We start from the raw sequence: 12,147 nt of genomic DNA on the forward strand, positions 1-12,147 counted from the left end.
ACACGGCACACACACATGTTGTTGGGAGGTTGGGGGTGTTATTGGTTAATAACGCCCTGCCGAACCCCCGCCCCCCCGCCCCCCCGATCAGGCGGGGGCCCCGCGGTGCCTTTCGGATCGGGCGGGAGTGCCGGATCGAGGCGGGTGCCCGATCGGGCGCGACGCTCGATCAGTTGCGGCGCTTGAGGGCCCGCCAGACGAAGAAGATGATGATCGCGACGATGATGATGCCGATGATCGCGAAGATGAACTTGCCGGCCTTCTTGAAGAAGCTCTTCTTCTTCTTTTTCTTGGCCTTCTTGGTCGGGTGGCTCTGCTGGGCGGCGGCCTGGTGCGACGTGGTGCGAGCCGAGGTGTCCGCGACCGTCTGCACGCCGGCCGAGGTGAATGCGCCCGACACCGTCGCGGAGGAGACCTGGCGTACCTGCGCCTGAGCCGGCGCCGACGCGGCCTGCGCGGGCACGGCGGTCAATACGGCCGCGAACACCGCGAGCAGGATCGGACCGGCGAGACGCCTGAGAACACGATGAACCATCTGACAAGCCCCCAATTCAACCCGCGGAACACACGCCTCGCGGTATCGCCATGGCCCCGTGGTGGGCCGATAGGCGCGCGAATCTACCCGACACGCCAGGGCCCACGCGGCAAGAAGGGTCAAGATTTGGTTCGGAGGCGACCCATGCGACACGTGTCAACGCACATTCCGGTACGCTGACGACTCATCAGGTTGTGGCAGCCCGGTTGCCGGTGAGGGGTGACCGGGCTTCCCAATCGATTGTTGCGGAAGCACGAACCGCATTCCCGACGGTGCATGCCGGACGAGTTGCTCGTTGTCGCGCACGCTCGTCTCGAACTCCGTCACGGCGAACGATCAGGCCGCTCGCCATCCGAGCACCGCGTTTTCGATGCGATCCCACAGACGATCGGGCCGGACCGGGCGGCGACCCGGCCGTCGGGGTGTGGGACTCCGGTGTGTCCGCGTCCGCGCGGCGGGGTCGACGGGGGTGGGCCGTCGACCCCGGGGTGGGATCAGCCGGCGACGACCGCGCGGAGGCTCTCCTTGAGGGAGCCCATGGTGGCCAGGACGGCGGTGGGTTCGTAGCCGCAGTGCGCCATGCAGTTGTCGCAGCGCGGGTCCTTGCCGCGACCGTAGTTCTCCCACTCGGTGTCGGTGAGCAACTCCTTGTAGCTCTGCACGTAGCCGTCGCCCATCAGGTAGCAGGGCTGCTGCCAGCCGAGCAACGAGTAGGACGGGATGGCCCACGGCGTGCACTCGAAGTCGCGCTTGCCCTCCAGGAAGTCCAGGAAGAGCGCGGAGTGGTTGAGCCGCCACTTCTTGCGGTTGCCGCCGGCGAACGCCGACGCGAACAACTTCCGGGTCTGCTCGACGCCCAGGAAGCGGTTCTGCACCGGGGCCTTCTCGTAGGCGTAGGCCGGGGAGATCTGGATCCGGTCGACCTTGAGGTCGTCGTTGAGGAAGTTCAGCACGTCCACGATGCTCTCGGGGGAGTCCGTGTTGAAGAACGTGCTGTTCGTGTAGACCTGGAACCCGGCGGCCTTGGCCATCTTGACCGCGGCCACCGCCTCGTCGAAGACGCCTTCCTTGTCCACCGCCTGGTCGTGCTTCTCGCGCAGGCCGTCGATGTGCACCATCCACGCGAAGTTCTTGTTCGGCTTGAACTTGTGCAGGTGCTTGGGCAGCAGCACGGCGTTGGTGCAGATGATCACGAACTTCTTGCGCTTGAGCAGTTCCTCGACGATCAGGTCGATCTGCTTGTGCATCAACGGCTCGCCGCCGGCCAGCGACACCATCGGCGCGCCGCACTCCTCGACGGCCGCGACGGCCTGCTCGACCGACATGCGCTTGCGTAGGACGTCGTGCGGCTGCTGGATCTTGCCGCACCCGCCGCACTTGAGGTTGCAGGCGAACAGCGGCTCGACCTCCACGATCATCGCGAACTTGTCGACCCGCTTGATCTTCTGCTTGACCAGGTGAGTGCCGATTTTCACAGCCAGGTTCAGCGGCAGGCCCATGCCCTCGCGTCCTCTCTATCCCCGAACCCGGGGGCGTCGGCGTCCGCTGAACCTCGACTCGGCGTGGCGTCGTTGCCCGGGTGTGCCCGATGATGACAACATCTTCAACATACAGGCTGTACGTCACGTGGGGGTTGTATGGCGGTCACGCGTCGGGCACAACATGTCGCGGACACCCGTGCGGCCCTGTTGGCCGCCGCGCGTGAGCTGTTCGCGACGCAGGGTTACGCACAGACCGGCACCGAGGAGATCGTGGCCGGCGCCCGGGTGACCCGGGGTGCGCTGTACCACCACTTCAAGGACAAAGCCGATCTGTTTCGCGCGGTCATGGAGACCGTCGCGGCGGAGGCGGCCGAGACGCTGGTCGCCCACGAGATGCGTCATGCCCAGGAGCACCCCAGCGAACCATGGGATCAACTGCGGCACGGATTCCAGTCGTTCCTGGACGTGTGCACGACCGGGGACTTCCAGCGGATCGTGCTGGTCGACGGGCCGGCGGTGCTCGGGCCCGGGTCGTGGGACGCGCTCGTGGACGAGCACGGCCACGGGTTGTTGGCCGCGTGGTTGCGGCAGGCGATGGACAACGGCGAGATCGACGAGTTGCCGGTGCCGCCGCTGGCCCGGCTGTTGGCGTCGCTGATCTCGGAGGCGAGCATGTACACCGCACGGGCCGCGGACCCGGCGAACGCCCGGCGCGAGGTGGGCCAGGTGATCGACCGGGTGCTGGCCGGGCTGCGCAAGAGCTGACGCGGTGCGGGAGCCGGCGCGGCGCGTCAGGCGGCGTGTCATCGGGCGGCCAGCACGGCGGACATCACGGCCTTGGCGATCGGGGCGGCGAGGCCGCCGCCGGTGATGTCGGCGCGGTCGGCCGAGCCGTCCTCGACCACCACGGCGACCGCCACGGCGGGTTTGGCGGCGGCGTCGGCCTTCGCGTAGGCGATGAACCAGGCGTAGGGCACGGCCCGGTTGTTCTCGCCGTGCTGCGCGGTGCCGGTCTTGCCGCCGACGACGGCGCCGTCGATGCGCCCGTTGCCCCCGGTGCCGGTGGTGACCACGTCCTCCATCATCTTCTGCAGTCGGCGCGCCACCGGCGGAGCGACCGCCCGGGCCAGGGCTTCCCGGTCGGTGGTGTGCACGATGCTGCCGTTGCCGCGGGTGAGCCGCTCGACCAGGTACGGCCGCATCACCTCGCCGTCGTTGGCGACACCCGCCGCGACCATCGCCATCTGCAGTGGGGTGGCCCGGGTGTCGAACTGGCCGATCGAGGACAGCGCGGTCTGCGGGCGATCCGGATTCCGCGGGAACACGCTCTCGGTGACCGCGACCGGGATCCGCAACTTCGGGTCGTCGAAGCCGAACGCCCTGGCCTGCCGACGCATCACCTCGGCGCCCATGTCGACCCCGAGCTTGGCGAACACGGTGTTGCAGGACATCGCCAGCGCGTAACGCAGCGACGCGTCGCGGCAACCGGAGACCTCGTTGCCCAGTCGGGTGCGCGACTCGGGCAGCGGATAGGGATCGGGCGAGGTGGTCGGCTCGTCCGGATCGGCGACCGTGCCGGAGGCGAGCGCCGCGGCGGCGGTGACCACCTTGAAGGTCGAGCCCGGGGGATAGGTCTCGCGCAGCGCACGATTGAGCATCGGCCGGTCGGGGTCGGTGTCCAGCGCCGTCCATGCGGTCCGGGTCGCCTTGTTGGCACCGGCCAGCCGGCCCGGGTCGTAGGACGGCGTGCTCACCAGGGCCAGGATCGCGCCGGTGGCGGGGTCGAGCGCGGCCACCGCGCCCTTGTTGCCGGTGCTCGCGAGACCGGCGAACGCGGCCTGTTGGGCGGCGGGCAGGATCGTGGTGGCGACGTTGCCGGCGGGGCTGCGCCGGCGGGTGATCGCGGTGATCACCGGCCAGGCGCCCAGGCGCGGATCGGTGCCCGCGAGGAGGTCGTCCTCGACGCCTTCGAGCAGGGTGGCGCCGTAGAGCTGGGACGCGTAGCCGGTGACCGGGGCGTAGAGCGGGCCGTCGGTGTAGTTGCGGCCGTAGGCCAGGTCGGAGGTGCCGGCGGTGTGTGGCGAACCGGTGATCGGCCGCCCGGCGACCAGGATGTCGCCGCGCTCCTGCTGGTAACGCACGATCTGTGGGCGGCGATTGCCCGCCATGTGGTCGTAGGCGTCGGCCTCGTGCGCCATCAGCCAGGTGGCATTGCCGAGCAGTGCCAGGAGCAGCAGCAGACAGAAACCGGCGGCTCGCCGAGCGGTGACGATCACGCGGGCACCTCCTCGTCCTCGGGCAACAGGCTCGGCTCCTCGATCGGCGCGGGCGGCCGGCGGCCGCGGTCGCTGACCTTCATCAGCAGGGCGATCAGGGCCCAGTTGGTGACCACGGACGAGCCGCCCTGGGCAAGGAAGGGCATGGTCATGCCGGTAAGCGGAATCAACGCGGTCACCCCACCGGCGACCACGAACACCTGGATGGCCAGCACGGCGGAAAGCCCGTAGGCGAGCAGCGAGCCGAACGGGTCCGGCGCGGTCAGGCCGGCCCGGAAGCCGCGGGCGACCAGGAGGGCGTAGAGCACGAACAGCGCGGCGATGCCGGTCAGTCCGAGCTCCTCGCCGACGGTGGCCAGGACGAAGTCGCTCTTGGCGGCGAAGCCGACCAGGATCGAATGCCCCAGGCCGAGGCCGGCACCGAGCAGGCCACCGGCGGCGAAGCAGAACAGCGACTGGGCCAGTTGGCCCGCGCCGAGCCCGGCGTGGATGCTCGCGAACGGATCCAGCCAGTTCTGCACCCGGCTGTGCACGTGGGGTTCGGCGGAGCCGACCACGAACGCACCAAGGGCGATCAGGATCAGGCCGACCAGGATCCAGCCGATCCGGGCGGTCGCGACATAGAGCATCACCACGAACGCGCCGAAGTAGAGCAGGGACGTGCCCAGATCGCGCTCCAGGACCAGGATGCCGACCGAAGCCAGCCACACCGCGACGACCGGGCCGAGGTCGCGGCCGCGCGGCAGGTTCACACCGCAGAACCGGCGGCCGATCATCATCAGCGTCTCGCGTGTGGTGGCGAGGTAGGACGCGAAGAACACGACCAGGACGATCTTGGCGAACTCGCCGGGTTGCAGCGAGAAGGGGCCGAGCCGGATCCACACCTTGGCGCCGTTGATCGCCGGGAAGAAGACCGGAACGATCATCAGGAACAGGGCCACGGCCGCCGCGAGATATGCGTACTTGCCCAGGGCGCGGTGATCGCGCACGGCGATCATCACCACCGCGAACAGGATCACCCCGATGGCCGACCACATCAGTTGCGACGGCGCGGCCTGCACCTTCGGTGTCTCCAGGTCGAGTCGGTAGATCAGGACCAACCCCAAGCCGTTGAGCAGCGCGGCGATGGGCAGCAGCACCGGGTCGGCGTACGGTGCGAAGCGGCGCACCAGGATGTGTGCGACCAGCACGAGAAAACCGAGCCCGAGGCCGTATTTCGCGGTATCCGGCGGGATCGAGCCGTCCATGGCCAGACCGACGTTCGCATAGGCGAAGACGGGGACCAGGACCGCGAAGACGAGCAGCAGGAGTTCGGTGTTGCGCCGGGTGGGCGGCAGGGGTTCCCCTGCCGCCGTTTCGCGCCGCCGCCATCTGGACATGCGCTCTGGAATGCCCACAAGTGACCCTGGGTAACCGGAGGGGCGCACCCGGTGTCAGGCGTCGCGCCGGCGCACCACGATCATCGCGAGGGCCGCGGCGACGATCGCCCAGCCGGCCATCACCGCCAAGCCCGTCCACGGATCGAGTTCGTTGGCGTTGAAGTCCCGCAGCCGCATGATGCGTTGCCCGGCCCGGTCCGGCAGGAACCTGGCCACCTTGCGCACCCCCGGTATCGCGGTGAGCGCGGTGGTGCCCAGCAGGACCAGCGGCATCAACACCCCCAGCGACGCCATCGGCGTGCGCAGCACGAAGGTGACGCCGGCACAGATCACCGCCAACAGCAGCAGGTAGGCCACCTGACCGAAGGCTGTGCGCCAGGTCTCCGCGGCGGTCAGCGAGATGTCGCCCTCGGGCAGGAACACCCGGGCCGACAGCGTGCAGGCCAGACTCGAGACGACGCCGGTGGCCAGCGCCACCGCGGTGATCACGGTCAACTTCGCGGCGGCGAACACGCGGCGATCGGGCACCGCCGCGAGCGAGGCGTGGATGGTGCCGCTGCCGTACTCGCCGGCGACGACCAGCACCGCGAAGGCCACCATGGCCAGGTGGCCGATGTTGATGCCGTAGTGCACGAGAGTGAAGGGGTCGTATTCCGCGCCGTCCTCGCGACGTTGGCCCTCGGCGACGAACGCGTCGACCAGTATGCCGATGCCCGCCGTCAGCGCCACCACGACCACCGGCAGCCATCGGGTCGAGGGCACCGAGCGGAGCTTGGTCCATTCGGCATGAAGCGCGGCCGGGAACGCACCGCCGACCTGTGTCGTTGCCGTGCTCACGCGCGGCCACCTCCCACGAACTGCTCGTGTCCGGCGGTCAGCCGGAGATAGACGTCTTCCAACGACTCGCCCTCGCCGACGAACTCGGCCAGCGAGGTGTCGGCCAACAACCGACCGGCGGCGATCACCACGAGATGATCGGCCGTCAGCGCCATCTCGCTCATGAGGTGGCTGGACAGGAACACCGTGCGCCCCTCGCCGGCCAACGACCGGATCAGGTCGCGGATCCACCGGATGCCCTCCGGGTCGAGGCCGTTGACCGGCTCGTCGAAGATCAGCACCCCCGGATCGCCCAACAACGCGGCGGCGATGCCCAGCCGTTGGCGCATCCCGAGCGAGTAGGTGCCGGCCCGACGCCGGGCCGCGTCGGTCAGACCGACCCGGTCGAGCACCTCGTCCACCCGGGAGTCCGCTATGCGGTTGGACCGCGCGAGGTAGAGCAGATGGTCGCGGCCCCGGCGGCGCCGATGCACGGCTCCCGCGTCGAGCAGCGCTCCCACATGGCGCAGCGGCTCGCGCAACTCGCCGTAGACCCGGCCGCCGATCGTCGCGGCACCGGCCGTGGGGCGGTCCAGGCCGAGCACCATCCGCATGGTGGTCGACTTGCCCGAGCCGTTGGGACCCAGGAAGCCCGTCACCGTGCCGGCGGCGACCTCGAAGTCGAGGTCGTCCACCGCGAGGACGTCGCCATAACGCTTCGTCAGGTTGCGGATGCGGATCATCTGCTGTGCTCCCTCGGCTGCTTCGGAGTGGGCGCCGCCCGGTTGCTGCGGTGCCTCAAGACTGCGATTCCGGGGCCCCGCGCCGGATCCCCCAACCGTGGGGACGCTCTCCCCCGGCCGGGGGAGGTCGTGCTCGCGGCGACCCGGCAGGATGGCCGCATGTCCCGGATCGCGCCGCTTCGCCCATCGCTCACCCACCTCGTCCGGCCGCTCGTCGCGCCGACGACGTACACGCGGGCCTTCCACCTGTTCACGGCGCTGGCCCTGGGCGTCGCGGTCGCACTGGTGTACCCCGGCCTGGAGGGGGACAGCGGCGCCGCCGACGGCCTGGCGCTGCTGGTCGCCCCGATTCCGATCCTGGTCGCGTTCGGGCTGCTCGCCGAGGCGCGCCGGTTCGAGGGGTTCCTGGCCAGGTTGCTGCTGCGTCCCGGCGACGAGAGCGACATCGTGGTCACCCGGTCCCAGGGCTGGGCGGATCGGTGGCGCACCGCACTGTGGCTGGTGCTGCGGGTCGACCTGGCCTGGCTCGGTCTGGCGCCCACCGGCCACGCGGTGTTCACGGGGGTCGCGATGATCGTGGCGCCGGGCACGGACGGCGGCATGGAGTTCGGCGGGCTCACCTTCGCGGGCGGTGCCGGGCACTGGTGGCTGATCCCGCTCGGCCTGCTGCTCATCGTCGGGGCGCTCTACTACCTGGCCGGCGTGGGTTGGCTGCTCACCCGGCTCGGCACCCGACTGCTCGGACCGTCCGCGAACGAACGCCTCGCGACAGCCGAGCGGCGGACCGAGCAACTGCTCGAACACAATCGACTCGCCCGTGAATTGCACGACTCGATCGGTCACGCCCTGTCGGTGACGGTGCTTCAGGCCGGCGCCGCCCGGCAATTGCTCGACAGCGACCCCGGCTTCGCGAACCGGGCGCTCGAAGCGATCGAGGAGACCGGTCGGCAGGCCCTGGAAGACCTGGAACGCATGTTGTTGTTGTTGCGTGACGCACCGGAGCCCGCCGCGCCTCGACCCGGCCTGCCCGAGCTCAAGCTCCTGATCGACGGCACGCGCGGCGCGGGAGCCTCGGTCGAACTGCGGGTATCGGGCGCCCTCGACGCGGTGCCGGCGGTGATCTCCAGGGAGGGCTACCGGATCGTGCAGGAGTCGCTCACCAACGTGCTGCGGCACGCGGGCCCCGTGCCGGTCGACGTCACCGTCACGGTGGACGACCACGACGTCGAGCTGCTCGTACTGAGCAGCGCGCCCGCGGCGGTAGGGGAGCGGCGGGTGGTCGGCGCCGGCAGCGGCAGCGGTCTGCGCGGCATACGCGAGCGGGCCGCGTTGCTCGGCGGCGAGGCCACCGCCGGTGTGCACGAGGACTATTGGCGGGTGCATGTGCGCCTACCTCTACGGTGGGCGTCGTGACGATCAGGATCCTGCTGGTGGACGACGACGAACTGGTCCGGGCGGGTCTGCGGGCCATCCTGGGCGCGCAGCCCGACTTGGAGGTCGTGGGAGAGGCCGACGACGGCGCGGGCGTGCTCTCGCTGGTGCGCTCGCTGCGCCCGGATGTGGTCGCGATGGACGTGCGGATGCCGCGGGTGGACGGGATCCAGGCCACCCGGGACCTGCTCGCCCATCTCGACCAGCCGCCCAAGATCCTGATCATCACCACCTTCGAGAACGACGAATACGTCTACGAGGCGCTCCGGGTGGGAGCGCACGGCTTCCTGCTCAAACGGGCCCGCCCTGCCGAGATCACCGGAGCGGTACGGGCCCTGGCCACCGGAGACTCCCTGGTGTTCCCGGCCAAGCTGCGGGCGTTGGTCGAGCGCCACGGGAAGGCGGCCGGCGGCGACGCGGTGGCCCGGGCCAATCTCACCGACCGGGAGGCCGATGTGCTGCGGGCGATGGCCCGGGGGCTGAACAACGCCGAGATCGCCGCCGAACTGTTCCTGGGCACCGAGACGGTGAAGAGCCATGTGAGCGCGCTGCTGGGCAAGTTGGGGGCCCGCGACCGCACCCAGGCGGTGATCGCCGCCTACCAGTCGGGTTTCGTCGGACCGGGCTGACCGTCGGATCGGCCGAGTTCGAAGGTCGAGTCCGCATGCCGGATCGACACGATCGCCGGCACCGCCGGACGGTGCGACCGGCGTGAGCACATGGCAACACAAAAATAGATGTTCGTATTAGGTGTGACCCCTCCCGACGGTGCTCGTTGGCCATCATGCGCACGGGCCCCGTACCGATTCGCGGGCGCCGACCCGGGCGCGGCGAGAGGGGATCCCACATGCGACACGGTGGCGACGAGAGCACACCCGACCCGGCGGCCCGAGCCGGTTCGAACGGCCCCGACGCGGGGGCCGATCGAAGCGATCGGAACGAGCGGAGTGTCCGGCGGCGGGCGCGGCGGGCCCGGGCCGATCTCGTCGACCTGTGCCGACGCCGGCTGGAGCAGGGGGCGGTGCGCCGCACCGAGGCCCTGGTGGTCGGGCGCTACTCCGAACTCGTGCGGTTGGCCTACCTGATCCTGCCGCCTGCGATGGAGCGACACCGGCGGGTACTGGCCGCGCACGCCCTGGTCCAGGACGCACTGCCCGGCCGGCTGCGCGATCGCGGACGCCGCCCCGGCGTCGTGGAGATGAGCGAAGCCGATCTCGTCCGGCTGCACGTCGTGCGTGGTGCGCTGCGCCCGAACCGATCCGGCCGGCATCGGGTGTTGCTGCCGCAGGTCTGGGGTCTGCGGCTGTTCCCGCCGACCGGCGACGCGGACGAGCCGGCGATCGAGCAGGCGCTCGGCCGGTTGTCCGGCCCGGCCCGCGCGTTTCTCGTCCTGCGTGTGCTGGACGGCCTGGACCCCGTCGAGGCGGGCGAATTCCTGCTCGCCGCCGGCGTCGAGGACGTCCTGGCCGCCGAGACCGAGGCGGATGCCGGCGGACCCGCGCTCCGCCCGGCCGGGCATCCGGACGGGCCCGGCTTAACCCCCGACGTGCTGCGCGCCGACCCGTTCGACCCGTGCACCCTTCGGGCCACCCCGTCGGACCTGCTGCGCCGTCGGCGCCGTCGGCACCTCGCGCTGGGCGTCCTGGCCTCGGCCACCGCCATTGCCACGATCGCCTGGTACACGATGAGCGGGAGCGAACCCTCGACCGGCGACGGCGGCCGGGCCGACCGGGCCACGTCCGCCGCACGGGTGGTCGGTGGTCCGCCGCGATCGATTCCGGCCGGTGCCTGGGTCGGCACGACCCGACTGGACTTCGACGTGTGGTCCACCCGAGGAGCGCGGGCCGGCGACGAGGCGTTGACCCGACGGGCGATGCGGGCCTGGGCCGACCCCGACGACGGCACCGCGGTCACGCTCGGCCGGGGCACCGCCGTCGGTCCGCCGACGGGCGTCCCGCGTGTGCTGTACGCGGGCGACGTCGCGGGGGCGACCGTCGTGCTCCTCGCCGACGGCACGCGCCTGGCCCGCTATACCGACGACCACGGCAGGCGCACCCTCGACGTCGCCGCGGCCGACGACTCGGACGAGCGCTCCGCCTCGGCCGTGGTGCTTCGCCGCGATCCGGCCGGGGTTCGCATGTTGCTCGCGCCCTGGGTGGACGAGGCCGCGGTGCGGGACCTGCGGCGGCCCGAGGACAAGAGCAGGCCGCTCGCGATCACCGGCGGCGTCACGGCTCCGATGCCCGACCCGGGTACGGCCGGGAAGGGCTGCGTCACCGTGCCGGTGCTCGAACTGCTGGCCAGGCGCGCCGCCGACAACCATCCCTACCTGCTCGCGGATCTGGGCGAACTGTCCGCGACTCACCTGACGTACATGCCGCCGCCGGAGTACGCCCACACCGGGCGGCCGTCCGAGGCGGCGTCGAGCGAACGTGCACTCGGCGTGTGGTCGCGGACCGCGTGCGCACTGGAGACGTTGCGTGGCCGGGGGCTGCGGCTGGTCAACAACTGGGAGTTCGCGCACTTCGACCTGCCCGAGGCGGCCGGGGAGGCGATGTGGTCGTGCCTGCACGCGTTCGACCGCAGGGGTGGTGGCGACGTGGTGGTCCAGTTCCTGCCGCCGGGGGCGAGTGCGACGGGCGCGCAGACGGTGAACCGGCTTGTTGATTCGCCTGCGTGCAGTCGTTCCGGCAACGACATCGTCACTTCGACGTGGTGGCGCTCGCGGACGGGCGCCTGGTATTTGGTCGCGGCGGGGACGCGGGATGTGGTGAGGGTGGTGGTGTCGGGGGTGGTTTCCGGGGTTGGGGAGGGGCGGCAGGTGGTGGTCAAGGGGGCGGGTGGGGGGCTTTCGGTGGGGTCGGTGGGGTCGGTGGGTTCTGCAGGTCCGGCAGGTCCGGCAGGTCCGGCGGTTCCGACGGTGGTGGGGAACTTGCGGAACGGGGGGACGGTTCGGGGGCTTGGGTAGGGGGTGGGTTGTGGGTGGGGTGGGCGGGGTGGAGTTGCGAGCCGAATTCGGTGGTCGGGCGTGGTTGTGAGTGCGGCGAGCCGGTGGACTGCGGTCGCAGGTCGGGCCCGACATCCGGGCTTGGTTGCGAGCGGAGTGAGTCGAGAGACCTGAGGCGCGAGCCGAATCGGACATATGGGGCTTGCTTGCGAGCGGAGCGAGTCGAGAAGCCCGAGGCGTGAGCCGGACTCCACAGCTGGGCCGGGACGCGAGCGCAGCGAGCACGGTGGCCCCGGTCGTGAGCGGAACCGGCGGGACGGCCCGGGTCGCGAGCGTAGCGAGCGGGTGGGCGGCGTTCGGCGATGCAGCGCTGCTTCTTGTTGGGCGCCTTTGGCGCCGGCTCGCGAGGCACCACTTTTTTGTTCCGTCGCGGGCTCCTCCACAAAAAAGTGGCCCCTCGCTCGTGACTTCGTGTCCCTTCGCTTCGCTACGGGCCACGAAGTCTTTGTTTTGCGGCTCCGCCGCTCTCCGCGCTGCGC

General features: G+C 70.7%; 10 protein-coding genes. 4 read left to right on the top strand and 6 right to left on the bottom strand.

Annotated features, from left to right (window positions below; genetic code table 11):
* Window positions 1-169 precede the first annotated feature (169 nt).
* Window positions 170-535, bottom strand: coding sequence for a hypothetical protein (locus ACFXMF_RS43440; RefSeq protein ID WP_379991716.1), 366 nt, complete (start codon window positions 533-535; stop codon window positions 170-172).
* A 494-nt stretch (window positions 536-1,029) separates the two neighbouring features.
* Window positions 1,030-2,034 carry an adenosyl-hopene transferase HpnH gene (hpnH, locus tag ACFXMF_RS43445; protein WP_360316710.1) on the bottom strand — a complete coding sequence of 335 codons (1,005 nt, stop codon included), beginning with the start codon at window positions 2,032-2,034 and terminating at the stop codon, window positions 1,030-1,032.
* Window positions 2,035-2,172: 138 nt separating this feature from the next.
* On the opposite strand from hpnH, the gene ACFXMF_RS43450 reads away from it, so the two are divergent.
* Window positions 2,173-2,781: a TetR/AcrR family transcriptional regulator gene (locus ACFXMF_RS43450; RefSeq protein ID WP_360316707.1), complete on the top strand. Its 609-nt coding sequence runs from the start codon at window positions 2,173-2,175 to the stop codon at window positions 2,779-2,781.
* Between the two features lie 38 nt (window positions 2,782-2,819).
* On the opposite strand, the gene ACFXMF_RS43455 is transcribed toward ACFXMF_RS43450, so the two are convergent.
* From ACFXMF_RS43455 to ACFXMF_RS43470, 4 genes are read right to left on the bottom strand one after another with little or no spacing between them, the layout of a single operon-like run.
* Entirely contained in the window at window positions 2,820-4,292 is a 1,473-nt protein-coding gene (locus ACFXMF_RS43455; protein WP_379991714.1) for a penicillin-binding transpeptidase domain-containing protein, read from the bottom strand.
* Window positions 4,289-5,671 carry an FtsW/RodA/SpoVE family cell cycle protein gene (locus ACFXMF_RS43460; protein ID WP_360316702.1) on the bottom strand — a complete coding sequence of 461 codons (1,383 nt, stop codon included), beginning with the start codon at window positions 5,669-5,671 and terminating at the stop codon, window positions 4,289-4,291. The genes ACFXMF_RS43455 and ACFXMF_RS43460 overlap by 4 nt, the downstream gene beginning before the upstream one ends.
* 54 nt (window positions 5,672-5,725) lie before the next feature.
* The gene (locus ACFXMF_RS43465) at window positions 5,726-6,508 is read right to left on the bottom strand and encodes an ABC transporter permease (protein ID WP_360316699.1); all 783 of its coding nucleotides are present in this window, start codon (window positions 6,506-6,508) and stop codon (window positions 5,726-5,728) included.
* Window positions 6,505-7,230 carry an ABC transporter ATP-binding protein gene (locus ACFXMF_RS43470; protein ID WP_360316696.1) on the bottom strand — a complete coding sequence of 242 codons (726 nt, stop codon included), beginning with the start codon at window positions 7,228-7,230 and terminating at the stop codon, window positions 6,505-6,507. The genes ACFXMF_RS43465 and ACFXMF_RS43470 overlap by 4 nt, the downstream gene beginning before the upstream one ends.
* 159 nt (window positions 7,231-7,389) lie before the next feature.
* Between ACFXMF_RS43470 and ACFXMF_RS43475 the strand changes: the two genes are divergently transcribed.
* The 3 genes from ACFXMF_RS43475 (at window position 7,390) to ACFXMF_RS43485 (ending at window position 11,629) form a co-directional block, all read left to right on the top strand.
* Window positions 7,390-8,643, top strand: a complete 1,254-nt coding sequence (locus ACFXMF_RS43475; protein ID WP_379991713.1) for a sensor histidine kinase — start codon at window positions 7,390-7,392, stop codon at window positions 8,641-8,643.
* Window positions 8,640-9,290 (top strand): response regulator transcription factor, encoded by a 651-nt coding sequence (locus tag ACFXMF_RS43480; protein WP_360316691.1) that lies wholly within the window; start codon window positions 8,640-8,642, stop codon window positions 9,288-9,290. The genes ACFXMF_RS43475 and ACFXMF_RS43480 overlap by 4 nt, the downstream gene beginning before the upstream one ends.
* A gap of 218 nt (window positions 9,291-9,508) precedes the next feature.
* Complete coding sequence (locus ACFXMF_RS43485; protein ID WP_379991712.1) at window positions 9,509-11,629, top strand: hypothetical protein; 2,121 nt, start codon at window positions 9,509-9,511, stop codon at window positions 11,627-11,629.
* The last annotated feature ends 518 nt before the right edge of the window (window positions 11,630-12,147 follow it).

This window comes from Embleya sp. NPDC059213 (assembly GCF_042754445.1).
Taxonomy (GTDB): Bacteria; Actinomycetota; Actinomycetes; order Streptomycetales; family Streptomycetaceae; genus Embleya.

What these genes read in the sequence shown, in the direction of transcription:
- ACFXMF_RS43440 (WP_379991716.1), bottom strand. Translation starts at nt 535, where the DNA reads ATGGTTCATCGTGTTCTCAGGCGTCTCGCCGGTCCGATCCTGCTCGCG.
- hpnH (WP_360316710.1), bottom strand. Translation starts at nt 2,034, where the DNA reads ATGGGCCTGCCGCTGAACCTGGCTGTGAAAATCGGCACTCACCTGGTC.
- ACFXMF_RS43450 (WP_360316707.1), top strand. Translation starts at nt 2,173, where the DNA reads ATGGCGGTCACGCGTCGGGCACAACATGTCGCGGACACCCGTGCGGCC.
- ACFXMF_RS43460 (WP_360316702.1), bottom strand. Translation starts at nt 5,671, where the DNA reads ATGTCCAGATGGCGGCGGCGCGAAACGGCGGCAGGGGAACCCCTGCCG.
- ACFXMF_RS43470 (WP_360316696.1), bottom strand. Translation starts at nt 7,230, where the DNA reads ATGATCCGCATCCGCAACCTGACGAAGCGTTATGGCGACGTCCTCGCG.
- ACFXMF_RS43475 (WP_379991713.1), top strand. Translation starts at nt 7,390, where the DNA reads ATGTCCCGGATCGCGCCGCTTCGCCCATCGCTCACCCACCTCGTCCGG.
- ACFXMF_RS43485 (WP_379991712.1), top strand. Translation starts at nt 9,509, where the DNA reads ATGCGACACGGTGGCGACGAGAGCACACCCGACCCGGCGGCCCGAGCC.